This is a genomic window from Rhodococcus sp. BL-253-APC-6A1W, from assembly GCF_012843405.1.
GTDB lineage: Bacteria > Actinomycetota > Actinomycetes > Mycobacteriales > Mycobacteriaceae > Rhodococcus.
This window is the reverse complement of the sequence record NZ_JABAFB010000004.1, coordinates 377,977-400,859: the sequence shown is the minus strand read 5'-3', so window position 1 is coordinate 400,859 and position 22,883 is coordinate 377,977. Positions and strand designations below refer to the sequence as shown.

18 protein-coding genes, 1 tRNA gene and 1 pseudogene are annotated in these 22,883 nt (G+C 68.4%); 11 read left to right on the top strand and 9 right to left on the bottom strand.

Annotated elements, in window-relative coordinates; translation table 11 throughout:
* Position 1: 1 nt before the first annotated feature.
* A tRNA-Val gene (locus tag HF877_RS08490) sits at positions 2 to 76 on the top strand.
* Between the two features lie 114 nt (positions 77 to 190).
* Here the strand turns inward: HF877_RS08490 and HF877_RS08485 are convergent.
* Complete coding sequence (locus tag HF877_RS08485) at positions 191 to 760, bottom strand: 2-isopropylmalate synthase (RefSeq protein ID WP_240952125.1); 570 nt, start codon at positions 758 to 760, stop codon at positions 191 to 193.
* A 346-nt stretch (positions 761 to 1,106) separates the two neighbouring features.
* Here HF877_RS08485 and HF877_RS08480 point away from each other — a divergent pair, with 346 nt between their 5' ends.
* Positions 1,107 to 1,766, top strand: coding sequence for an N-acetyltransferase (locus tag HF877_RS08480; RefSeq protein ID WP_169620704.1), 660 nt, complete (start codon positions 1,107 to 1,109; stop codon positions 1,764 to 1,766).
* A 12-nt stretch (positions 1,767 to 1,778) separates the two neighbouring features.
* Here HF877_RS08480 and zapE read toward each other — a convergent pair.
* Positions 1,779 to 2,793, bottom strand: a pseudogene (gene zapE, locus HF877_RS08475) (cell division protein ZapE).
* 224 nt (positions 2,794 to 3,017) lie between these two features.
* Here zapE and HF877_RS08470 point away from each other — a divergent pair.
* The 3 genes from HF877_RS08470 (at position 3,018) to msrB (ending at position 6,403) form a co-directional block, all read left to right on the top strand.
* The gene (locus HF877_RS08470) at positions 3,018 to 4,577 is read left to right on the top strand and encodes an alpha/beta hydrolase (protein WP_206036782.1); all 1,560 of its coding nucleotides are present in this window, start codon (positions 3,018 to 3,020) and stop codon (positions 4,575 to 4,577) included.
* A 73-nt stretch (positions 4,578 to 4,650) separates the two neighbouring features.
* Positions 4,651 to 5,901: a glycosyltransferase family 87 protein gene (locus HF877_RS08465; RefSeq protein WP_346765092.1), complete on the top strand. Its 1,251-nt coding sequence runs from the start codon at positions 4,651 to 4,653 to the stop codon at positions 5,899 to 5,901.
* Between the two features lie 73 nt (positions 5,902 to 5,974).
* Positions 5,975 to 6,403 (top strand): peptide-methionine (R)-S-oxide reductase MsrB, encoded by a 429-nt coding sequence (gene msrB, locus HF877_RS08460; RefSeq protein ID WP_169620703.1) that lies wholly within the window; start codon positions 5,975 to 5,977, stop codon positions 6,401 to 6,403.
* On the opposite strand, the gene HF877_RS08455 is transcribed toward msrB, so the two are convergent.
* Complete coding sequence (locus tag HF877_RS08455; protein ID WP_169620702.1) at positions 6,366 to 7,091, bottom strand: HAD family hydrolase; 726 nt, start codon at positions 7,089 to 7,091, stop codon at positions 6,366 to 6,368. The two genes, msrB and HF877_RS08455, sit on opposite strands and share 38 nt — an antisense overlap.
* Before the next feature lie 90 nt (positions 7,092 to 7,181).
* Here HF877_RS08455 and HF877_RS08450 point away from each other — a divergent pair, with 90 nt between their 5' ends.
* Positions 7,182 to 8,153, top strand: a complete 972-nt coding sequence (locus HF877_RS08450; protein WP_169620701.1) for an L-lactate dehydrogenase — start codon at positions 7,182 to 7,184, stop codon at positions 8,151 to 8,153.
* Between the two features lie 36 nt (positions 8,154 to 8,189).
* Here HF877_RS08450 and HF877_RS08445 read toward each other — a convergent pair whose 3' ends face one another.
* The 4 genes from HF877_RS08445 to hemE all read right to left on the bottom strand — a co-directional run bounded on the left by HF877_RS08445 (position 8,190) and on the right by hemE (position 13,697).
* Positions 8,190 to 10,481, bottom strand: coding sequence for a molybdopterin-dependent oxidoreductase (locus HF877_RS08445; protein ID WP_169620739.1), 2,292 nt, complete (start codon positions 10,479 to 10,481; stop codon positions 8,190 to 8,192).
* A gap of 62 nt (positions 10,482 to 10,543) precedes the next feature.
* The gene (gene hemQ / locus HF877_RS08440; protein WP_169620700.1) at positions 10,544 to 11,239 is read right to left on the bottom strand and encodes a hydrogen peroxide-dependent heme synthase; all 696 of its coding nucleotides are present in this window, start codon (positions 11,237 to 11,239) and stop codon (positions 10,544 to 10,546) included.
* A 5-nt stretch (positions 11,240 to 11,244) separates the two neighbouring features.
* Positions 11,245 to 12,603: a protoporphyrinogen oxidase gene (locus tag HF877_RS08435; RefSeq protein ID WP_169620699.1), complete on the bottom strand. Its 1,359-nt coding sequence runs from the start codon at positions 12,601 to 12,603 to the stop codon at positions 11,245 to 11,247.
* Positions 12,600 to 13,697 carry a uroporphyrinogen decarboxylase gene (gene hemE / locus HF877_RS08430; protein WP_169620698.1) on the bottom strand — a complete coding sequence of 366 codons (1,098 nt, stop codon included), beginning with the start codon at positions 13,695 to 13,697 and terminating at the stop codon, positions 12,600 to 12,602. The genes HF877_RS08435 and hemE overlap by 4 nt, the downstream gene beginning before the upstream one ends.
* A 133-nt stretch (positions 13,698 to 13,830) precedes the next feature.
* Between hemE and HF877_RS08425 the strand changes: the two genes are divergently transcribed.
* From HF877_RS08425 to HF877_RS08415, 3 genes are read left to right on the top strand one after another with little or no spacing between them, the layout of a single operon-like run.
* Positions 13,831 to 14,403: a DUF3000 domain-containing protein gene (locus HF877_RS08425; protein ID WP_169620697.1), complete on the top strand. Its 573-nt coding sequence runs from the start codon at positions 13,831 to 13,833 to the stop codon at positions 14,401 to 14,403.
* Between the two features lie 54 nt (positions 14,404 to 14,457).
* Positions 14,458 to 15,888 carry a wax ester/triacylglycerol synthase family O-acyltransferase gene (locus HF877_RS08420; protein ID WP_169620696.1) on the top strand — a complete coding sequence of 477 codons (1,431 nt, stop codon included), beginning with the start codon at positions 14,458 to 14,460 and terminating at the stop codon, positions 15,886 to 15,888.
* Between the two features lie 60 nt (positions 15,889 to 15,948).
* Complete coding sequence (locus HF877_RS08415) at positions 15,949 to 17,244, top strand: ribonuclease D (RefSeq protein ID WP_169620695.1); 1,296 nt, start codon at positions 15,949 to 15,951, stop codon at positions 17,242 to 17,244.
* 7 nt (positions 17,245 to 17,251) lie between these two features.
* Here the strand turns inward: HF877_RS08415 and HF877_RS08410 are convergent, their stop codons facing one another.
* The gene (locus HF877_RS08410; RefSeq protein ID WP_169620694.1) at positions 17,252 to 18,262 is read right to left on the bottom strand and encodes an alpha/beta hydrolase; all 1,011 of its coding nucleotides are present in this window, start codon (positions 18,260 to 18,262) and stop codon (positions 17,252 to 17,254) included.
* A complete protein-coding gene (locus HF877_RS08405; RefSeq protein ID WP_240952124.1) occupies positions 18,259 to 19,068 on the bottom strand; it encodes an oxygenase MpaB family protein in 810 nt (269 codons plus the stop codon). Before HF877_RS08405 ends, HF877_RS08410 begins: the two co-directional genes overlap by 4 nt.
* A gap of 353 nt (positions 19,069 to 19,421) precedes the next feature.
* On the opposite strand from HF877_RS08405, the gene HF877_RS08400 reads away from it, so the two are divergent.
* Complete coding sequence (locus tag HF877_RS08400) at positions 19,422 to 20,642, top strand: thiolase family protein (protein WP_169620693.1); 1,221 nt, start codon at positions 19,422 to 19,424, stop codon at positions 20,640 to 20,642.
* Positions 20,643 to 20,644: 2 nt separating this feature from the next.
* On the top strand, positions 20,645 to 22,786 hold the full coding sequence (locus HF877_RS08395) for a 3-hydroxyacyl-CoA dehydrogenase NAD-binding domain-containing protein (protein ID WP_169620692.1): 2,142 nt from the start codon (positions 20,645 to 20,647) through the stop codon (positions 22,784 to 22,786).
* Positions 22,787 to 22,883 lie beyond the last annotated feature (97 nt).

Sequence of the window (22,883 nt, the reverse complement as noted above, 5' to 3'; positions counted from 1 at the left end):
CGCGCGATTAGCTCAGCGGGAGAGCGCTTCCCTGACACGGAAGAGGTCACTGGTTCAATCCCAGTATCGCGCACCAGGAACGACGAAGGCCCCCTTCCTCAGGAAGGGGGCCTTCGTCGTATCCGTCCGGTGGACGCGGCCCTCGATCAGGAACGCGACCGGCGTCGCATCCGAGTCGAGGGCCCGCGGACTACCGGCCCGCCGCCGCCGTGTGGGTCCGGTTGATTCCGGCGATCATCGCGCGAAGAGTCGATTCCACGCCGCTCTCCCCCATGCCCATCACCCACGTGCGACGTGCGCCGGACCCGCAGAGCAGGAACGTCACGTGCAGGTCGCCGAGATCGTGCCGGTGGAACGAGTGGATCTCGATGCCGAAACCGAGGTCGTAGAGCATCGCCGTCATCCCCGCGACGGGACCACACGCGAGCGCGGACGCGGAGTGGATCGTATCGCCCACCGCGATCGTCGCTTCGAACGCCGATCGGCCCGCCGGCAACGTGGTGGCCGACCAGTCACCCAATCGAAGGGGACCGCGCTCGGAGGCGTACACCGCGAGGAACTCCGGCCACGACATTCCGGCGGCTTCGGCACGCAGCGGGAGCGGAAGCGGGCGGCCGTACCGCGCAGCGAAAGGATCGAGGGGCGTAGCACTGCCGGGCGCGCACGCCGGTGCGGCACGCAGAGCGGTTCGACGAGAATCCGACGGACGCGCAAAGGCAGCATCGAAATCGGAGGAGATGAAAGAAGTGAAGGCGTTCATTTCGGGAGGTCTTCCGCGAGAAGGAAGGACCGACGCATAGCTCAACGACCCGCAGCGAGGGGTCGGTCCGAATCAGACCCCGCTACGGCGGTGAACTACGAGTACGCGCTTCATAGGTGCCGACCTTAAAGGGTTTGTGAACGTTCCGCAACAATGAGTTGTGCACGATGTGACGGAAACGTGACCGCAGCAGGTGGAACTCCCCGAAAACACTCGGGTAGCGTGGAACGTGCCATCCCCCCCGATGGTATTGGACCCCAGCCATGACCCCCCATCCAAGGCTGGGGTTCAGCCATTTCCGGGCCCGGAACTTCCCGCCCCGACCACTCGGTGCTTCACTGGATCCATGCCCACGTCGTCGTCACTCGAAGAGTCCGTCTCCGTCGGTCCGGCAGGCATCTGGGATGCCGAGACCATCGCCGGAGTCGCCGCCACCACGTTTCCGCTCGCGTGCCCTCCAGGGGCCGGGTCCGAGGACATCGCGGCGTTCGTCGAGGAAACCCTCAGCGCAGAGAACTTCAGCGAGTACCTGACCGACCCTCGCCGCATCGTGCTGAAAGCCTGCGTCGACGACGAGATCGTCGGCTATCTGATGGCCGTAGATCCGGCGAGTGAGACCACGGTGGACCCCGCGAGTGAGAACTCGGTGGACCCCGCGAGTCAGAACTCGGTGGACCCCGCGAGTGAGAACTCGGTGGACCCCGCGAGTCAGAACTCGGACGCGTACGCCGTACCCGACGTGGTCACCGCACGACCCGCCATCGAGATCAGCAAGCTGTACGTACTTCCGGGACATCACGGCGCCGGAGTATCCGCCGCGCTGATGGACGCGATCGTCGAGCGCGCCGCCGAGCGCAGGCGTGCCGGGCTGTGGCTGGGTGTGAACCAGGAGAACACGCGTGCCCGTCGCTTCTACCAGAAGCACGGCTTCGAGGTCGTCGGTACGCGAACCTTCGTTGTCGGTTCACAGACACACGACGATTTCCTCATGCAACGCGTGCTGTGACCGCCCCGCCGGTCAGCCGGCGGCAACCTCGAAACGGGACAAGGCGAGCAGACGCGACGTGGCACGCAGGTACTTCTTGCGGTACCCGCCCGACAGCATCTCGGGCGTGAAGATCTCGTCGAGCCGTGCGCCGGCGACCGTCACCGGAATGCTCGCGTCGTAGAGGCGATCCGCAAAGACCACGAGACGCAAAGCGACCGACTGATCGCGCGCGGGGTGCACCCCGTTGATGAAGACCGCGGGCACTCCTTCGACGAGCTTGCCGTACCGGGACGGGTGCAGGGTGCTCAGGTGATCGCACAATTCGTCGAAGTCGTCGAGCGTCGCGCCGGAGACCTGGTCCGCACGCTCGATGAGCTCCTCCGACTCGATGGGATCGGGGGCCGGCGGCAGGTCGCGGTGGCGATAGTCGGGTCCGTCCACGCGGATCGTCTCGAAGATCGAGGCGAGCTTCTTGATCTCGCGCAGGAAGTCCTGGGCCGCGAAGCGACCCTCGCCGAGCTGGCCCGGCAGTGTGTTCGACGTGGCCACGATCGACACTCCGCGTGCCGACAATTCGGTGAGCAGCCGGGAGATGAGCATGGTGTCGCCCGGATCGTCGAGTTCGAACTCGTCGATGCACAGGACGCTGTGACTCGACAGTTCCTCGACGGCCTTGTTGAACCCCAGCGCTCCGACGACGTGGGTGAGCTCGACGAAGGTGCCGAAGGCTTTCGGGGACGGTGCGCTGTGGAAGATCGAGGCGAGCAGGTGGGTCTTGCCCACGCCGAAACCGCCGTCGAGGTACAGCCCCGCTCCCTGGGCCGGGGCCTTACGGCCGAACAGGCCGCGCTTGCCGCCCCCGGATCTTCTCGACCTTGCCGACGAACTCCTCGGCGGCCTTGACCGCCGCGGCCTGGCTCGGCTCGGCAGGATCGGGGATGTACGACGCGAAACTCACCTCGTCGAACATCGCGGGCGGCACCAGCTGGGCCACCAACTGATCTGCGGGCACCACCGGGTTGCGGTCGACGAGGCGTTCGTGCATTCATCCAGCGTAAGGCCGCAGAGTGAGTGGGTAGCACCGCCCAAGCGGAATGCGACCTACTTCACAGAACGTTCACCATGTGTTCACGAGTCGCGAGGACAATCCACTGCCCCGCGAGGCGGCGCCGATTTCACTCTTACCGGGATCATGTCCGGGCCTCGGGACGGCCGCTCACGTCGACACCTGTGCACTCCCCGATCGGTGACACCTGGCAGGCTGTCCCCATGCGCAGAACCGGTGTGCTCGCGGTGGGATGGATCGCGGTGGCCGCAGTGGCCGCCGCGTGCGGAGCGGGACCATCGGTCCGGCCCGACGTCGCCGTGGTGCGCGAAGGAGTCGATAGCAGCGAACCGACCGTCCAGGAAGACGAGGACGCGGCGCCCGAACTGCCCGTTCCCCAAACGGACCTCACGTGGCGCGACTGCACTTCCGACACCGTGGCGTCCTACTCGCTCTCGTCGGGGCCGACGGGTCTGTCGCTCGAATGCGCCGAAGTGCCGACGCCGATCGACCCCTCCGGTGCTGTTCCCGGCACCTTCCCGCTTGCCGTGCTCCGGGCGCAGCTCCCGGACACCCCGGACGACGTCGCACCACTGGTCCTCACGACCGGCAGCGACATGCCGTCGACGCGCGCCCTCGCCGCACTCGCAACCGGCCCGCTCTCGGGCGTGCTGACGACGCGTCCGGTGGTCGCGGTGGATCGTCGTGGCATCGGGATGTCGCTGGCCATCGACTGTGTGTTCGGCGCCGACCGTCGCGCCCTCGCCGATCTGGGACAGTTCGGTCGCAGCGGGTCCGCGCCGGAGCGAGTGGCCGAACTCGGCCGCCAGGCCACCATCTCCTGCACCGACTATCTTCAGCCCCAGGAGTTGATGTTCAGCGCGTCCCACGCGGCCGGCGACATCGACCGGCTGCGGCAGGCATGGAACGTCGAGCGCGTGGGCCTCCTCGGCATCGGAAACGGCGCGGCGGTGGGTCTCGCATATGCCGCGGCCTACCCGGGTGCCGTGGGACGGCTCGTGCTGGACTCCCCCGTCGCCGCATCGGGCGACGCAGAACAGATCGCGGAGTCGCGCGCCCGCGGCGCCGAGTCCGCGGTGGACGCGTTCTCGCGGCAGTGCGCAGCGCTCGACTGCTCGCTCGGTGACGACCCCCGGCAGGCTCTCGAAGACCTCCACGCACAGGCCTCGAGCGGCGCTCTGGCACCGGTGTCCTCCAATGCCTTGCTGACGGTGATCACCGCGTATCTCGGCACACCGCGCGGAGATCTTCCCAGCCGGATCCGCGAACTGTCCGACACGCTGGCTTCCGCGCGGGACGGCGATGTGGTGCCACTGCTCGATCTGGTGGGCACCGCCGAACAGATGCTCGCCTCCGACGGCCAGTTCGTCTCGCGGTGCAGCGACGGCCAGCGATGGCCGACGCCGACCCGCGCGGCCGATCTCCAGCGCAACTGGGCGACGCTCTATCCCCTGTTCGGTGCGGACACGGCCGCGGCTACCACCGCATGCGCGGCCTGGCCCACCCTGCCCGCTCCACCCCTGCCCGCAGCCCTCGACACCCCTGTACTCGTCACCGGCGGCGCTGCGGATCCCATTGTCGGCAGCGTGGGAGTCGAATCGGTGACCGGCGCGCTCACCGCCGGCGCGATCGCATGGTCGACCGTGTCCTGGCAGGGTGCCGGTTATTCCGCCTCGTTGCATTCGACGTGCATTCAGGGCCGCATCGAGCGGTACCTGAGTACGGGAGAGCTGCCGCCGAACGGAAGTCTCTGCCCGGCGTGAGACGCGACGCGCCGTTCCCCTGCGTGCCGGGGGACGTGCGCGGTCCCGATCCCGGACGGGGTACCGTGCCGTAGTGTTCCTCAGCAGTCTCGAACCCCGGACGGCACGAACCACCGCAGACGTGGTCAAGGCCGTGGTGTGGCCATTGGCGGTCCTGACCGTTCTTCACCGGGTGGTGATCAAAGCAGTCAACGGTTTCCGGACCGATGATTTCACCCCGGTCTACAACGCGGCGCTCGCGTTCCTCAACCGGCTTCCGGTCTATACCGCGAACTTCCAATGGGTCGACCCGCACTACCTCTATCCCCCGTCCGGGACGCTGCTGATCTCGCCGATCGCCGTGATCGACCCCGAACGATCCCGGTGGCTGTTCATCATTGCGAACGCCGTCGCCATCCTGATCGCGCTGTACCTGCTGCTGCGCATGTTCGGCTTGCGGCTCGACTCGCCCATCGCTCCCATCCTCGTGCTGGGTGCGTTCGCGTCCGAGACGGTGACCAACACGCTGGTCTTCACCAACATCAACGGACTGGTGCTGCTGGGAGAAGTCGCGTTCCTGGTGCTCCTGCTCAAACGCCGAGACCTCTGGGCGGGCGTGATGCTGGGACTCACGTTCGCGGTCAAACCGATCCTCGCGCCTCTGCTGTTCCTTCCACTCGTACGCGGCCAGTGGAAGGTGTTCCTCACCGCCGCCGGGGTGCCCATCGCACTGAACATCATCGCGTGGCCACTGTCGGTCGACGCGTGGGATTTCGTCGAACTCACGGTGCCGTACCTGCTCGAGTCCCGCGACTACTTCAACAGCGCGATCGTCGGCAACGGGATGTACTACGGGCTGCCCGGCTGGCTGGTCCTGGGCCTGCGCGGTGTGCTCGCCGTGCTCGTGGCGGTGTCGCTCTGGCTGCTCTACCGCTACTGCCGCAACGACGAGGTCTTCTTCGTGTGCACCGCCACCGGTGTGCTCCTGAGTGCGTCGTTCCTGCTGGGATCGCTCGGCCAGATGTACTACTCGATGATGCTGTTCCCGCTGCTCATGACCGTGCTGCTGCCCAATTCCGTGATGCGGAACTGGCCGGCGTGGCTGGCGGTGTACGGATTCATGAGCTACGACTCCTGGTTGTCCGGGCGCTGGGTGGAGGCGGGCCGCGCGGCGGAGTACATGAAGACGACGCTCGGGTGGTCGCTGCTCATCATCGTGATCTTCGCGGTGCTCCTCGACCGTTACCTCGCGGCGCGCCGCGAAGGGCGGCTCGACGACGGTATCGAGCCGTCACACCTGCTCCCCGCCGCGGAGCACACCGATGAGGTCGCCGCACGGGCCTGAGACGTACCGGGCACGGCAGGACGGGACGGGGTGCGTCGTGGCGGCGGTCTCGGAGCGCGACTAGCGTGGGGACATGACTTCCACTCCCCGATCCGAACCCGCTCCCAAGGTTGTGCTGAGCGAGGACGAGTGGCGCGACAAGCTCACTCCCGCCGAGTATGCGGTGCTGCGTCAGGCCGGCACGGAACGGCCCTTCACCGGTGAATACACCGACACCGAGTCCGAGGGTGTCTACGAATGCCGGGCATGTGGCGCCGAACTGTTCCGCAGCAGCGAGAAGTTCCCGTCGCACTGCGGCTGGCCGTCGTTCTTCGATCCCGCCGACTCCGACGCCGTGATCCTGCGGACCGACGATTCGCTGGGGATGCGCCGCGTGGAAGTGCTGTGCGCCTCGTGCCACAGTCACCTCGGCCATGTCTTCGAGGGCGAGGGCTACCCGACCCCCACCGACCAGCGCTACTGCATCAATTCGATTTCCTTGCGCCTGGTTCCGACAACGTAACCCCCGCGTCCTTCAAGGCGCTCCACAGCCCGTCGGGCCGCTCCGTCGTCGGGAGTGGCTCGACGAGGCGGAACGCGCACCCGATCTCTGTAGCGGCGCCGTCCGCTTCCACACTGTCGCCGATCATCAGGGTGCGTTCGGGTTCGACCCCGAGCGCTTCGACGGCATAACGGAAGATCTCGGGCTCCGGTTTGACCGCACCGATCTCGAAGGACAGCGCGAACACGGAGACCAGGTCGTCGATGCCGAGTGCGGCGAAGGCAGGCCGGATGTCGAATGCGATGTTGCTCAGGACCCCCACCGCGATGCCGTCGCCCGCGAGTGCTTCGATCACGGGCACGGTATCCGGGTACACCGTCCAGCTCGTCGGATCGACCACCTTTCCGTACAGCGTCTGAGCCTGCTGCGGGTCCTCGACACCGGATCTGCAGAGCACGGTCAGATACGCCTCCCGATGCCGGCGCGGGTCACGGTCGCGATTGATCCAGGCGTGATGCTCCTCCGCGTCCATCTCCACAGGCTGTCCGGTAGGAGCGGTCAGCCGCCGCATCAGTTCGGCCTGCCGGCTCACGTCGAAGGCCCCACCTCGTGCATCGGTGATGCCGGCCATCCAGCTCTCGTCCTCTTCGAGCCGGAACAGCGTGCCGGAAAAGTCGAACAGAACAGCATCGAACGGTCGCGCGCTCATGGTCCGAGGCTATCGACTCACCGACTGCCCCGCTGTGCGACGCGAACCCGCCGGGTGGCGCCGTCGTGGCTATGGGGCCATGATCGGACCATGGCGACAACGCGCAGCGGGCCCCGGATCGGCACAGCGAAGGTGTCCATCGTCGGCGTCGGCAGCGTCGGAGCGGCGGTGGCATACGCGTGCCTGCTCCGCGGCACCGCGAACACGATCGCGTTGTTCGACACCAACGCGGCTCGGGTGCGCGCCGAGGTTCTCGACCTCAATCACGGCACCCAGTTCACTCCGGCCTGCCGCATCGAAGGCAGCGACGATATTTCCGTGACCGCAAATTCCGACCTCGTTGTCGTGACCGCGGGCGCGAAACAGAAGCCCGGTCAGTCCCGGCTCGATCTCGCAGCGGCCAACGTCGCGATCACACAGTCGGTCACGCCCCGGTTGCTGGCGGAGTCTCCCGACGCGGTGATTCTGTTCGTCAGCAATCCCGTCGATATCGTCACGGCAGCGGCCATCGCGGTGACCGGCGTCGACGACGGCAGGATCTTCGGGTCCGGCACGGTTCTCGACTCGGGTCGTCTGCGCTATCTCATCGCCGAGCGTGCCGGGGTGGCGATCGAGAACACCCACGCGTTCGTCGTCGGCGAGCACGGCGATTCCGAACTCGCGCTGTGGTCGGGAGCGTCCGTCGGTGGCATTCCCATCGACTCGTACACGGTCGACGATCGCGTCGTGTTCGATGCCCGGACCCGCGCAGACATCTTCCACGAAGTGGTGCGCAGCGCCTACGAGATCATCCAGGGCAAGGGTGCGACGAACCTCGCGATCGGGCTGTCTACGGCCCGGATCGTCGAGGCAGTGCTGCGCGACCAGCGGCGCGTGCTGCCCGTGTCCTCGTTGCAGACCGGGATCCACGGCATGCGCGACGTGTGCCTGTCGCTGCCGACCATCGTCGACGCGGGCGGCGCGGACAGAGTTCTGGAGGTGCCGCTCTCGGAAGACGAAGCGGCCGGACTGGCCGAATCCGCCGCGACCCTGCACAACGTGCAGAAATCACTCGGGTTGTAGAAATCGCTCGGGTTGTAGACCGCGCGTTTCCTCACGTCACGGTCGGCGGGGCCTGATCGTCGGCGGGTCGTACGCGCGGATGGGCGGCAACTCCCCCTCGAACCGTTCGATCTCGACGAGCACGTGCTGACCCGTGCATCCCTGCGCCAGCGACGACGTGCCCGTGTCGGGAGTGAGAACATTCGGGTTGCCGTGCACGCACATGGACTCCGGATCGGCAGGGTCGAGCGGGTCGTACCACGCTCCCGTCGCGAGTTGGACGACCCCGCGGCGCAGTCCTTCGTCGAGCAGCGCACCGGCCAGGCACGCACCCCGGTCGTTGTACACGCGCACCACGTCGCCGGGGGTGATTCCGCGCTCGGCCGCGTCCTGCGGATGGATCCGGATCGGTTCGCGGCCGTGGACCTTGCTCTTCTGACTGGTCGCACCATGGTCGAGCTGGCTGTGCAATCTGCTCTTGGGCTGGTTCGCGATCAAGTGCAGTGGGAACGTCTGTGCCCGCTCACCGCCGAGCCACTCCTCCGGTTCGTACCACGTCGGGTGGCCCGCGCAGTCGTCGTATCCGAAGCCGTCGATGTCCGCCGAGAAGATCTCGATGCGCCCGCTCGGTGTGCGGAGCGGATTGTGCTCCGGGTCGGCGCGGAACTCCTCGAACAGCGTGAGGTCGTCCTCGGTGCGCATGCGGACGTGGCCGCGACGCCAGAATTCCGCGAACGGTGGCGGGTCCTCGAGCCGGCGCTCGTCGGCGAGGACGTAGCCGCGCCACTGCCCGTACAGGTGCTCGAGCCACTGTGCCGACGTGCGCCCCTCCGTGAACAGCTCACCGAATCCGAGTCGGTGCGCGAGGGCGGAGAAGGTGTCGTAGTCGTCGCGGGCGTCGGCGAAACGGGGTGCGGCCGCCTGCATTGCGACGAGCAGCGGATCGTTGCGCGTGCACGACAGATCGTCGCGTTCGAGCGCGGTGGTGGACGGCACAACGATGTCCGCGTGCTTGGCCATCTGCGTCCAGTACGGGTCGTGGACGACGATCGTGTCCGGCCGTGTCAATGCGCGGCGCAGGCGGGCGAGATGCTGATGGTGATGGAACGGATTGCCGCCCGCCCAGTAGACGAGACGGGTATCCGGAAATGTCAGCCGTCGGCCGTCGTAGTCGAACTGCTCTCCCGGATGCAGCAGAAGATCGGAGATCGCGGCGACGGGGATGAAGTCCTCGACGTCGTTGTTGCCCTGGAACAGCGTGGGCAGCGGGTAGGGCACGGGCGCGCGGCCGGGTTCGTTCATCGATCCGTACCCGTGGCCGAATCCCCCACCGGGAATACCGATCTGACCCAGCATGGCCGCCAGGGTGATACCGGCCCACGGTGCCTGCTCACCGTGTCGTACCCGCTGCAGCGACCACGTCACCGAGATCAGCGTCCGGCCGGAGGCCATCCGGCGAGCGAGATCGACGAGGGTGGAGGCCGGCAGACCCGACAGTTCCGCAGCCCACTCCGGTGTCTTGGGAACACCGTCGGTGCGGCCGAGCAGGTACGCCTCGAACCGGTCGTATCCGGTGCAGTAGCGGTCCAGGAACTCGCGATCGGCCAGACCTTCCCGCGCGAGGACGTAGGCGAGCGCCAGCATGATCGCGACATCGGTGCCCGGGCGGGGGGCCAGCCATTCGTGCTCGCCGTGGACGTCGTCGCGCAGCGGGGTGATGGACACGATGCGTCCTCCGCGGGCGCGCATCCGGTCGAGGGCGCCGCGCGTCGGATGGTCGCTGGTGCCGCCGTCGTTGACGCCGGTGTTCTTGAGCGGCACACCACCGAAGCACACGAGCAGGTCGGTCTCACGCGCGATGACGTCCCAGTTGGTGGAACGCGCGAACAGTTTCCAGTGGGCCCCGACCACTCGCGGCATGATCACGCCGGTCGCGCCCAGCGAGTAGCTGTGCACCGAGCGGGTGTATCCACCGAACATCTTCAGGAAACGGTGCACCTGGCTCTGTGCGTGATGGAAACGTCCGGGCGACGACCATCCGTACGATCCACCGAAGATCGCGCGGTTGCCGTGACGCTCCGCTACTCGCGTCAGTTCCGTGGCGAGCAACTCGGTGAGTTCGTCCCAGGAGACGGCGACGAATTCGTCGCTGCCGCGGTCGGTGCTCGGTCCCGGCCCGTGTTCGAGCCATCCGCGCCGGATCGCGGGACCCGTGATCCGGGAGCGGTGCCGCACCGATCCCGGAATGTTCTGCAGGATCGGCGACGGGTCGGCGTCCCCCGCGTAGGGGTGCGCGGCGACGACTTCGCCGTCACGCACCTCCGCGGAGTACATACCCCAGTGCGCCATCTGGGAGAAGCGCGCTCCGGGCAGCGCGGGGCCGCCGTCCGTACCGATCGGGCCGGTCACGGTCAGGGCAGCGACTCGATGAGCGCTTCGACCTCGACGCGCGGACCGGTGAAGAAGGGAGTTTCCTCACGCACGTGCATCCGGGCTTCGGTCGCACGCAGGTCGCGCATGAGATCGACGATCCGGTCGAGTTCGGGTGCCTCGAACGCGAGGATCCACTCGTAGTCGCCGAGTGCGAACGAAGGCACGGTGTTCGCGCGGACGTCGGGGTAGCCGCGTCCTGCCTTGCCGTGATCGGCGAGCATGGTCCGGCGCTCGGCGTCGGGCAGCAGGTACCACTCGTAGGAGCGGACGAACGGGTAGACGCACACGTAGGCGCCCGGCTCCTCACCGGCGATGAACGCCGGCACGTGGCTCTTGTTGAACTCTGCGGGGCGGTGCAGGGCAACATTCGACCACACCGGCGCGCTGGCCCGGCCCAGGTCCGTGGTGCGCCGGAAATCGGCGTAGAGCTTCTGGAGGTCTTCGAGCCGCTCGGCGTGCGACCAGATCATGAAGTCGGCATCCGCGCGGGTGCCGGCGACGTTGTAGATTCCGCGGACCGTGACATCGGTGTCGTCGAACTGGGCGAAGAACTCCTTCGCGTTCTTGATCGCCGCTGCGCGGTCGTCGTCGAGAACGCCCGGCTGCACCTGGAAGACGGACCACATGGTGTAGCGGAGGGTGGAATTGAGTTTGTCGTAATCGAGACGTGCCATACCGTTCATCCTGCCATTCGTGCGGCGAGTCGTGCCGCCGCGGTGGTTCCCGACGCGACGCATGCGGGGACGCCGACGCCGTGCAGCATCGCGCCGGCGATTTCGAGTCCGTCGACGTCCGCGACTGCGGCATCGAGCGCGCCGACGACATCGTTGTGCCCGGACCGATACTGCGGAAGCCCCCCGTGCCAGCGCTGCACGTAGGAAGCCACCGGCTCGTCCTCGACTCCGGTCACGGCGGCGAGGTCGGCGCGGGCGAGGGTGACGAGTTGCTCGTCGGAGGCGGAGAGCAGCGCGTCGTCGCCGTAGCGCCCGAACGACGCCCGGGCGAGCGCGACGTCACGCTGCGCGAGATGTGGCCACTTCCGGCTCGACAGGGTGAACGCCTTCGCGGCGAGCTCTTCTCCGGTGGCCACCAGAATCCCGGAGTTCTGCGGCAACGCCGAACCGCCGGGGAGAGCGAGAGCGACGACGACCGACGACGCGAGGGGTATCTCTGCCGCAAGGTCCGCGGCCGTCGGCACCGCCTCGGCCAGAAGCGCGGCGACCTCGGTGGCGGGTACCGCCAGCACAACTCCGTCGACCTCGCCGACGGGGTCGAGCGACCATCGTCCGTTGCTGCGGCGCAGCCCGCCCGCGGTGGTCTCCAGGTGGATCTCGGGCGCGGCCGCACGCTCGAGCGCTGCGAGCAGCACCCCGTAGCCGTCGCGCAGAGTGCCGAAGACGGGGGTGTGCGACGGTGCCGGGAGTGCCGCCGCGACCGCGGCGGTCAGGCTCGTCGCACCGGCGTCGAGTGCGGCGGCGAGCGCCGGGACAGTGGCGCGGACACCGGCGGTGTCGGACAGTCCCGAGTAGACCCCGCCCAGGAGCGGGTCGACACTGCGGCGGACGACCTGCTCGCCGAAACGCGAGCCGACGAGCGCGGCAACCGACATGTCGCCGGTCCGATCCCAGTTGAGCGGCACGCCCGGTTCGTCGCTGATGCGCTGCAGCGTCTCGTCGTCGACGAGTCCTTCGACGGAACGGGCGTCGGCGGGGATACCCATGAGCGTCCCCGCGGGCAACGGCCGGAGCCGGCCCCCGGCATAGAGCAGTGGCCGCGCGCCCGACGGATGGACGATCTGGTCGCTCAGGCCCAGTTCGTCGAGCAGAGCGGGAACCTCGGGCCGACGCGCGATGAAGGCTTCCGCGCCCACGTCGACGGGCCCGTTCGCGAGGTCCACGGTGTGCAGTTTGCCGCCGAGTCGCGGGGACCGTTCGAGTACGACGATTCGGGCATCGGGGCCGAGTGCGCCGCGCAAGCGGTAGGCGGCGACGAGGCCGCTGATGCCACCACCGACGACGGCGACGACAGGGTCGGTCACAACGAATGCACCAGCTCGACGACGCGGGTGAGCATGTCGGGATCGGTGTCGGGCAGCACACCGTGGCCGAGGTTGAAGATGTGGCCTGTCGCACCGGCCGCGAGTGCGCGGTCCGCTTCGGCGACCACGCGCCGGACCTCGCGTTCGATGACGTCCCAGCCGGCGAACAGGATGGCGGGATCGAGGTTGCCCTGCAGAGCCTTACCCGGCCCGACCCGCTGCGCCGCCACATCGAGCGGGATGCGCCAGTCGACTCCGACGACGTCGGCTCCGGCCTCGCCCATCGCGCCGAGCAATTCGCCTGTGCCCACACCGAAATGGATCCGCGGTACCTGGGCGGCAGCGAGTTCTGCGAACACGCGCTCGGAGTGCGGGAGCACGTATTCGCGGTAGTCGGACAACGGGAGCGCCCCGGCCCACGAGTCGAACAGCTGGATCGCGTCGACGCCGGCTGCCAGCTGGGCGCGCAGGAAGGTGATGGCCATGTCGGTCAGACGCCCGAGCAGCGAGTGCCAGGTTGCCGGATCGGAGTGCATGAGCGCCTTGGTGCGCTCGTGGTTGCGGCTCGGGCCACCTTCGACCAGGTAGGACGCGAGCGTGAAGGGGGCTCCCGCGAAACCGATCAGCGGAGTGGTGCCCAGTTCCTTGGTCAGCAACGTCACGGCGCGAGCGACCGCGCCCACTTCCTCGGCTTCGAGGTGCGGAAGGGCGGCGACATCGGCAGCGGTGCGCACCGGGTCGGCGACAACCGGCCCGGTTCCGGCGACGATGTCGAGATCGATTCCCGCAGCCTTGAGCGGAACCACGATGTCGGAGAACAGAATTGCGGCATCGACCTTGTGCCGGCGTACCGGCTGCATCGTGATCTCGCAGACGAGTTCGGGGTCGAAGCACGATTCGAGCATGCCGACGCCCGCGCGGATCTCCCGGTATTCCGGCAGCGAACGCCCCGCCTGGCGCATGAACCACACCGGGCGGTGCGACGGCTGCATCCCCCGGGCCGCAGCCAGCAACGGAGCCTCCGGCAACGCTCTGCGCGACGGGTACTCCGCGGGCACCGCGGAAGCGACGTTCGTGTTTTCCAAGCCGGTCATCGATCCTCGTTCTTCGGTCTCGTCGGGTTCGGTCGGACCCCGGTTCGAAGCCCATGCTGCCACGCTCACCCGCCCCGCCGGAACCGGCGCGCCTCCCGCGTGCACTGCGTCACCGGCGCTAACGTCCGCTGTCGTGACCACCTCACCCGAGCCGGCCCGCTTCCGCGCGGCCGTCGAATCGATGAAGGCGGCCACCGTCCGCAGCGAGATCGAAGTGGCACCGATCAGACCACCGCAGCGACTGGCACCGCACAGTTTCGCGCTGGGCGCCGAGGTCCTGCACGACGAGTCCGACGGTGTCCCCGAGGAATCCGAAGGCGATGCCTTCGGCCGCCTCATCCTCCTGTACGACCCGAACGGTGACGAAGCCTGGCACGGCACCACTCGGCTCGTCGCGTACATCCAGGCCGACGTCGACGCCTCACTCGCCGCCGACTCGCTGCTTCCGGATGTGGCCTGGAGCTGGCTGGTCGATGCCCTCGAAGCGCACGGCGAGCCGTTGACCGCGCTCGGCGGAACCGTGACGGCGACGAGTTCGGTGCGGTTCGGCGACATCGCCGGCCCTCCGCGAGCGCATCAACTCGAGCTTCGCGCGTCGTGGACTCCTCGCTCCGACGTGCTCGCCCCGCACGTCGAAGCCTTCTGCGATGTCCTCGCATACGCCGCGGGTCTTCCGCCTACCGGCGTAGCGCAACTGCGGTCCTGACGGATACGCCCGATTCGGGCCTTCGGGAGACGGTCGAGTTCTAGCCTGAGGGGCATGCAGCGCCTCAGTGGTCTCGACGCCGGCTTCCTCTACCTCGAAACCCCCAGCCAGCACCTGCACATCTGCGGGTTGCTCGTCCTCGATCCCTCCACGGTGCCGGACGGATACGACTATCGGGCCGTCCGCCGGGAGTTGGACGCACGCCTCGACGCGGTCCCCGCCTTCCGCATGAAGCTCGCCGACAGCCGCTTCAATCTCGACCATCCGGTCTGGGTCGACGACAAGGACTTCGACCTCGACCGTCACCTGCATCATGTCGCGGTACCGTCTCCCGGCTCGCGGACCGAACTCGCCGACCTGTGCGGCCACATCGCCGCGCAGCCGCTCGACCGTGCGAAGCCCCTGTGGGAGATGTGGGTGGTCGAAGGACTCGACGACGGTTCGATCGCGGTGATCCTCAAGATGCACCACGCAGGCGTGGACGGGGTGTCGGGTGCGGCGATGATCGCTCAGCTGTGCAGCCTCGACCCGGCGGCACCGCGCCCCGACACGATCGCCCCCGGCGTCGGCGGCGGAAACGAGATCTACATGGCGGTCGCCGGCGCGGTGAACGTCGCCCTGCGTCCCCTGCACCTGGCCCGGATACTTCCGTCCGCCGTGACCTCGGTGGCGTCCTGGGTGGCACGAGCGCGCCGTGGAGACGCCATGCCGGCCCCCTTCACCGCGCCGCGGACCCCGTTCAACTCGACGATCACCGGCCACCGGGCCGTGGCGTTCGCCCAACTCGAACTCGCGGATGTCAAAGCCGTGAAGAACGCGTTCGGCGTCAAGGTCAACGACGTGGTGATGACCCTCGTGGCGAGTGCGCTGCGCAGTTACCTCGCAGGCCGGGGCGAACTCCCCGACAGTCCGCTCGTCGGGATGGTGCCGGTCTCGGTCCACGAGGAGTCCCACCGGCCGGGACGTAACCAGGTGTCGGCGATGTTCGCGGGCCTGCACACCCACATCGAAGATCCGGTCGAGCGCCTGCGCGCACTCGCCGACGCGAACGAGGTGGCCAAGGACCACAACGCCGAGCTGGGCGCGAACATGCTGCAGGACTGGTCGCAGTTCATGGGAGCTGCGGTGTTCGGCGCAGCCATGCGCACGTACGCCGCATTGCGGCTCGCCGACAAACACCCTGCGATCCACAACCTGGTCATCTCCAACGTGCCCGGTCCCCCGCAGGCGCTCTACTTCCTCGGAGCGCACGTGACCGCGCTGTACCCGTTCGGCCCGCTCTTCCACGGAGCCGGACTCAACATCACGGTGATCTCGCTCGAAGACAAACTCGACGTCGGCCTCATCACCTGCCCGGAACTGGTCCCGGACCTGTGGGTACTGACCGACTGTCTGGCGCCGGCGCTCGACGAGTTGCTGGCCGCCGCGGAGCAGGCCCGGTCATCGGACGACGAGGACTCGAGCATCGACGGCGTGAGCCGATGAGCGCCCGTTCTGCGCGCGGCACAATCTCGCTTTCCCAGGACAGCCGCTAGAGTCACGCCCATGTCTGCAGGCCAGGACCACGAGACGGTAGCGCCCGAGCACAGCTCTCCCACTGGCGGTGATTCCCCGAACGAGCACCCGCCCGCGGCGACGGTGCCGCTCCTCGAGCCGCGGGAGGGCGTACCCGAGGTGGTCACCACCGCCGCGGGTGTCGCCGAGGCGGCTGCGCTGCTCGCCCGCGGGCACGGACCGCTGGCCGTCGACGCGGAACGGGCCTCCGGCTACCGCTACTCCGCCCGGGCCTATCTCGTCCAGTTGCGGCGCAACGGCGCCGGCACCGTGCTTCTCGACCCGATCCCCACGGCAGCCGACCTCGCGCCGCTCGCGGAAGTGATCAACGACCTCGAGTGGGTGCTGCATTCGGCCGACCAGGATCTTCCGGGCCTGGCAGAACTGGGCCTGCACCCCGCTGTGCTGTACGACACCGAACTGGCGGGCCGGCTCGCCGGGTTCCCGCGGGTCGGGCTCGCTGCGATCGTCGCCGACACGCTGGGGTTCGAACTGAGGAAGGGGCACGGGGCCGCGGACTGGTCGACGCGTCCGCTGCCCGACTCCTGGCTGAACTACGCGGCGCTCGACGTGGAAATCCTCGTCGAACTCCGCGACGCGATGGCCGAGGAACTGGAACGGCAGAACAAGACGGAGTGGGCCGCGCAGGAGTTCGAACACATCCGGCTGGCCGGACCACCCGCACCGAAGCCCGAACGCTGGCGGCGAACGTCGAAGATCCACACGCTCAAAGACCCGCGCCGTCTCGCGATCGTGCGCGAGTTGTGGATCACCCGGGACGAGATCGCCGCGAACCGGGATATCGCGCCGGGCCGCATCCTTCCGGATTCGGCGATCATTGCGGCTGCGGAGGCCGCGCCGGCCACCCTCACCGACCTGCGCGCCCTCCCGGTCTTCGGTGGACCTCGTCAGCGGCGGTCGTCGCGGCTGTGGTTGTCGGCGATCGATCGTGCCCGCGCCCTGCCCACGTCGGAACTGCCTCCGGTCACCCCGCCGTTCACCGGTCCTCCGCCCGTGGGCCGGTGGGCCCGGCACCATCCCGAGGCTGCCGCACGACTGACGGCCGCGCGCGCCGAACTCGCAGCGCTGAGCGAGGAGGTGTCGGTTCCCGTCGAGAATCTGGTGAGCCCCGAACTCGTTCGGCGCCTGTGCTGGGACTGGGACGTCACGCCCGGGTCGGATGCCGAGGCCTACATCGAGGAGAAGTTCGCGGCCGGAGGTGCCCGGCCGTGGCAGCGGGCGCTGACGGCACCGCGGCTCGCGAAAGCTCTCGCGCCGGCGGAGTAGCGACCGGTCAGGACGGATCTGCTCCTCGTGCGAGAGCGTCGCGCACGAAGTGTCCGAGGTGCCGGGCCGCAGCGGCCGCCTCAGGGACGAGCGGGTGGAATGCGTGCCACACGTGTACCTGTCCGGGCCAGATCTGCAGTTCGTGGGGCACTCCCGCCGCGGCGAGAGCCTCCTCGAGGGCCTGCGTGTCGCCGGTGATCGCTTCGGTTTCCCCGCCCTGGACGAAAAACGGCGGCCAGTGCGACCCGGGAGTCGCGGCAAGCAGATCGAGGCGAGGATCGGCCGGGTCGCCGTCCGGGGCGTAGGCGCGCCGCGCACGGTCTGCGAACTTCACCGACAGGAACGGATCACGCCGGGCCGCTTCACGTTCCCAGCCGGTGCGGAGCCACAGGTCCAGCCACGGAGAGACGAGTGCGACCCCGGCGGGCAGATCTGCGCCTTCCCGGTCGAGTTCGACGACGAGTCCGTAGGCGAGGTGGCCGCCGGCGGAATCTCCGGCGATCACGATGTCGCGGGCAGCGTAGCCACGTATCCGGAGGTGGTCGAACCCGGCGCGGACGTCGTCGGGCGCTGCCGGGAACGGTGCTTCCGGTGCGCGACGGTAATCGGGCAGGAATGCGGGGACTCCTGCGGCACGGGCGATTCGGGCGGCGACGTCGATGTGCGACGCGGACGACCCCATCACGAAGCCTCCCCCGTGCAGGTAGTAGAGAACGTGCGGCGAGTCGCCGGTCCCGGGCGGGACCACCCATCGGCCGGGGACCGGTCCGGTGCGGTCGCGCGCGACGCGTGTGCCCCGCGCGAGGTCGAGGCGACCGGCGACCGACAATCCGAGACGCAGACCGCCGAGCGGCACCGGGCCGAGCGGGACGACGTCCGCGAGGATCCGGGCGCTCACGGCGAGGACGGCCGCGAGGGCCCGGCTACGGCGGCTCCCGCGCCCGGGAGGCACTACGGCGACGGTGGCGCGCCCCTCGTCGTCACGGCCGCTTACCGGCCCGACGGGCACACGGGTCACGCCGGCGCCCCGTCCGCCGTGGCCGAACGTGCCCCGAACCGGCGACGCGCGTCGCGCAGGACGAGCGACGCGGGAAGGTGGCGCACCCGGAGCGGAAGCGCCCGGTACAGCGGCGCGGCGACCCGCATGGCGCGGTCGAACCTGCGCTGCTGAGGGTCCGTCCAGAGGAGGCCGTAGGCGTCGCGGATGCGGGCATCGAGAAGACCGACGGTGAGGAAGCGGGCGGGTGACATACCCGCGCGGATGTACCACGGCGCGTGCCCGCCGCGTAGCAGTGCGTGCGCGTAGGCACGGACGGTGTCGTCGACGACGAGATCTGCGACGACGCTGTCCCAGTAGTCCTCGAATGCCGCGAGGTCGGCCGGCCACAACTCGGCCGGAACCTGGAGCGCGGTGCCGTAGACCGCGAACTCCCGGTACATCCGCTCGGCCTCCGAACGGTCGAGAGGCCCGAAGAAGCGTTCGTAGATGTCGCGGCCACCGCGGAACATGACCGCCGCGATCCACAACTGCAACTTCGGGTCGAAGGCGTTGTATCCCTCTGCCCGGACGGGCGCATGAGCACGGTTGACGAACCGGACCACCGCGCGCCGCTCCTCGTCGCTGCCGAACGCCACGAGGAAGATGTACGCGCTCGTGTTCCGGAAACGAGCAATCGGGTCGGTGAGGGCCTTGCTGTGCTCGGCTACTCCGCGCCCGACCGGGGGAAGTGCAATCTCCGTAAGGAAGCGTCGAGGGGAACTGAGTAGGAACACTGCCTCACCTACCACGCCCTGCACCGTGGGGTCGGGCCGACGTCGCATCATGGAGTGCAATGTATCCGCAGATCAAGCGGTGTCAAGAGGAACGAGCCCGATGGCGATGCCTATGCGCCCGTGTCGCCGGTCGGTGGGAATGCCCGTTAACTTGCCGAGGGTTGACGCGTGCATCCGGCGGCACCACGTCAGTCGGCGTGTACGGGCACCGCGGGGAGCGAGAACACACTGCTCACAGGCGTGCGCCGGGGTGACCCGCATGCCGGCGCGAAATCGCAGGTATTAAGTTACTCACCGGTAATGACAATGTAGGCTTGTCCGCGAGGCCGGTCGCCGTCTGGCGATCGAGCACTCCTCGCCACGGCACGTGTCGGCGAGTAATCGCTCCATCAGGAGGAATCCGCGTGGCTCCCACCACCTCAACACAACGCAACGTCGTCTTCGTCGACGGAATCCGGACTCCGTTCGGTAAGGCCGGCCCCAAGGGCATGTACGCCGAGACCCGTGCCGACGACCTCGTCGTGAAGGCGATCCGTGAACTGCTGCGCCGCAATCCGCAGCTCGACCCCTCCCGTGTCGACGAGGTCGCAGTCGCGGCCACCACACAGACCGGCGACCAGGGCCTGACCATCGGCCGGACATCCGCGATTCTCGCGGGCCTGCCGGAAACCGTGCCCGGCTTCGCCATCGACCGCATGTGCGCAGGCGCCATGACGGCCGTGACCACCACGGCATCAGGGATCGGCTTCGGTCAGTACGACGTCGTCATCGCCGGTGGTGTCGAGCACATGGGCCGCCACCCGATGGGTGAGGGCGCCGACCCCAACCCGCGTTTCCTCGCCGACAAGCTGGTCGATCCGAGCGCGCTCGTCATGGGCAACACCGCCGAGAACCTGCACGACCGGTTCCCGAGCATCACCAAGGACCGCACCGACGCCTACGCGGTCAACAGCCAGAACAAGTACGACGCCGCCAAGAAGGCCGGCTGGATCGCCGACACGCTGGTTCCCGTCGCGACCCGCTCCGCCACCGGCTGGGGCCTTGCCACCGAGGACGAGCCGCCCCGCCCGGGCACCACGATCGAAGATCTCGCAAAGCTCAAGACGCCGTTCCGCCCCGCCGGCCGTATCACCGCGGGCAACGCAGCGGGTCTCAACGACGGCGCGACGGCCGCAATTCTCGCGGGCGAGGACACCGCGCGTGAGCTCGGTCTGCCCGTCGGCATGCGCATGGTCGGCTTCTCCTTCCAGGGCGTCGATCCCGCGGTCATGGGCATCGGCCCCGTCCCGGCGACCGAGAAGCTGCTCGCCCGCACCGGCCTGAGCATCGAGGACATCGGTCTGTTCGAGATCAACGAGGCGTTCGCCGTGCAGGTGCTCGCGTTCCTCGAGCACTTCGGCATCGACGACGACGACCCGCGCGTCAACCAGTGGGGCGGTGCGATCGCGTGCGGCCACCCGCTCGCCTCGTCGGGCGTCCGCCTGATGACCCAGCTGTCGCACCAGTTCGCGCAGCATCCCGAGGTCCGCTACGGCCTGACGACCATGTGCATCGGTCTCGGCATGGGCGGCACCGTGATCTGGGAGAACCCGAACCACGCCGATTACGAATCCGGAGCCGCATAACCATGACATCGGACACCGCACACGGGGCGACCGACGCGACGGGGATCGCGTCCGCGTTCGCCGACGAGGTCGTCACCCACGCGTACACCAAGCTGCTTTCCGTCCCCGGCATCGAGGGCCCGGTAGCCCTGATCACGCTGGACAACGGCTTCGACCACACCAAGCCGAACTCGTTCGGTCCCGCGGGACTGCTCGCCTTCGACAAGGCGCTGGACGAGGCGTTCGCCGCCAACCCGGCCGCGATCGCCGTCACCGGCAAGCCGTTCATCTTCGCAGCGGGCGCCGATCTCAAGGGCGTTCCCGCCGTCACGCGCCGTGAACAGGGCGTGGAGCTCGGAACCCTGGGACACAACGTGTTCCGCCGTCTGCGCGACACGTCGATCCCGACCTTCGCCTTCGTCAACGGTCTGGCGCTCGGCGGCGGACTCGAGGTCGGACTGCACACGCACTACCGCACGGTCGCCGACAACGTTCCGGCGCTCGGCCTGCCCGAGACGATGCTCGGCCTGGTCCCTGGTTGGGGTGGCACACAGCTTCTCCCGAACATCGTCGGCCCCGACAACGCGGTCACCCTGATTCTCGAGAATCCGCTGAACAACGGCCGCACCATCAAGGCCAAGCAGGCCGAGGCGCTCGGTTACGCCGACGTCGTGCTGGCATCGGCCGATTTCCTCGAGCAGTCGCTCGCGTGGGCGTCGAAGGTGCTCGCGGGCGAGATCGTGCCGGCGCGTCCGGAGATCGACCGCGGGGCCGGCTGGGATGCCGCCATGGCACGCGCCAAGGCCCTCGTCGCCGGAAAGACCCGCGGCTTCTCCCCCGCCGCCGAGCGTGCGATCGAGCTCCTCGAACTCGCCCGCACCACCGACATCTCCGATCCCGAGTCGCTGAGCAAGGGCTTCGACGCCGAGACCGAGGCGCTCGCCGACCTGCTGATGTCCGACGAACTGCGTGCGGGTCTGTACGCATTCGATCTGGTCAACAAGCGCGCCAAGCGCCCCGCCGGCGCTCCGGACAAGTCCCTCGCCCGCAAGATCAGCGGCGTCGGCATCGTGGGCGCGGGCCTGATGGCCAGCCAGCTCGCGTTGCTGTTCGTCCGTCAGCTCAAGGTGCCGGTGATCCTGACCGACATCGACCAGGATCGCATCGACAAGGGTGTCGGCTACGTCCACACCGAGATCGACAAGCTGCAGGGCAAGGGCCGGTTGTCGCCCGACGCCGCGAACCGCCTCAAGGCGCTCGTCACCGGTTCGCTCGACAAGGCCGCGTTCGCGAAGACCGACTTCGTGATCGAAGCCGTGTTCGAGAACATGGACGTCAAGAAGCAGGTGTTCGGCGAGCTCGAGCAGCACGTCACGCCCGAGACGATCCTCGCCACGAACACCTCGTCGCTGTCGATCACCGAAATGGCCTCGGGCCTTCAGCATCCCGAGCGGGTCGTGGGATTCCACTTCTTCAACCCGGTCGCCGTGCTGCCGCTGCTCGAGGTCATCCGGGGCGAGAAGACCGACGACGCCACGCTGGCAACGGCATTCGCGACGGCCAAGTCCCTGAAGAAGTCCGCCGTGCTGTGCGGCGACAAGCCCGGCTTCGTCTTCAACCGCCTGGTCACCCGCACCCTCGGTGAGGTCATGACCGCTGTGGACGAAGGCACCCCGTTCGAGGTGGCGGACAACGCCGTCGGCGCGCTCGGCATGCCGATGTCGCCGTTCACGTTGCTCGCGCTGGTCGGGCCCGCCGTCGCCCTGCACACCGGGGAGACCCTGCAGGCCGCGTACCCCGACCGCTTCGTGTCGTCGCCCGGCCTCGAGGCGCTGGTGGAAGCCCGTAAGCCCGGCGTGTGGTCGTACGCCGACGGGCAGCAGGTCGTCGATCCCGAGGTCGCCGCACTGTGGCCTCAGGGTGACTCCCCGTCCACCGCGGAGGAGGTGCTCGAGCGCACCCGCCGGGCATTCGCAGAGGAGATCGCGATCATGCTCGACGAAGGTGTCGTCGCAGCACCCGAGGACATCGACCTGTGCCTGATCCTCGGCGGCGGCTTCGCGTTCTGGAACGGCGGCATCACGCCGTACCTGGATCGCACCGGAACGTCGGAGGCCGTCAACGGCAAGCGTTTCCTGGCCCCGGGCGTCGCCGACGTCGCGTAGCACCGGTTGCGCTCGGCGCACCTGAAAAGAAGGCGTGTCGCCCCCCTGGGGCGGCACGCCTTTCTTCGTGTGAAGATCGTCCCCCGCAACCTGCCGC

What these genes read in the sequence shown, in the direction of transcription:
- HF877_RS08485 (WP_240952125.1), bottom strand. Translation starts at nt 760, where the DNA reads ATGAACGCCTTCACTTCTTTCATCTCCTCCGATTTCGATGCTGCCTTT.
- HF877_RS08480 (WP_169620704.1), top strand. Translation starts at nt 1,107, where the DNA reads ATGCCCACGTCGTCGTCACTCGAAGAGTCCGTCTCCGTCGGTCCGGCA.
- HF877_RS08470 (WP_206036782.1), top strand. Translation starts at nt 3,018, where the DNA reads ATGCGCAGAACCGGTGTGCTCGCGGTGGGATGGATCGCGGTGGCCGCA.
- msrB (WP_169620703.1), top strand. Translation starts at nt 5,975, where the DNA reads ATGACTTCCACTCCCCGATCCGAACCCGCTCCCAAGGTTGTGCTGAGC.
- HF877_RS08455 (WP_169620702.1), bottom strand. Translation starts at nt 7,091, where the DNA reads ATGAGCGCGCGACCGTTCGATGCTGTTCTGTTCGACTTTTCCGGCACG.
- HF877_RS08450 (WP_169620701.1), top strand. Translation starts at nt 7,182, where the DNA reads ATGGCGACAACGCGCAGCGGGCCCCGGATCGGCACAGCGAAGGTGTCC.
- HF877_RS08445 (WP_169620739.1), bottom strand. Translation starts at nt 10,481, where the DNA reads ATGGCGCACTGGGGTATGTACTCCGCGGAGGTGCGTGACGGCGAAGTC.
- hemQ (WP_169620700.1), bottom strand. Translation starts at nt 11,239, where the DNA reads ATGGCACGTCTCGATTACGACAAACTCAATTCCACCCTCCGCTACACC.
- hemE (WP_169620698.1), bottom strand. Translation starts at nt 13,697, where the DNA reads ATGACCGGCTTGGAAAACACGAACGTCGCTTCCGCGGTGCCCGCGGAG.
- HF877_RS08420 (WP_169620696.1), top strand. Translation starts at nt 14,458, where the DNA reads ATGCAGCGCCTCAGTGGTCTCGACGCCGGCTTCCTCTACCTCGAAACC.
- HF877_RS08415 (WP_169620695.1), top strand. Translation starts at nt 15,949, where the DNA reads ATGTCTGCAGGCCAGGACCACGAGACGGTAGCGCCCGAGCACAGCTCT.
- HF877_RS08405 (WP_240952124.1), bottom strand. Translation starts at nt 19,068, where the DNA reads ATGATGCGACGTCGGCCCGACCCCACGGTGCAGGGCGTGGTAGGTGAG.
- HF877_RS08395 (WP_169620692.1), top strand. Translation starts at nt 20,645, where the DNA reads ATGACATCGGACACCGCACACGGGGCGACCGACGCGACGGGGATCGCG.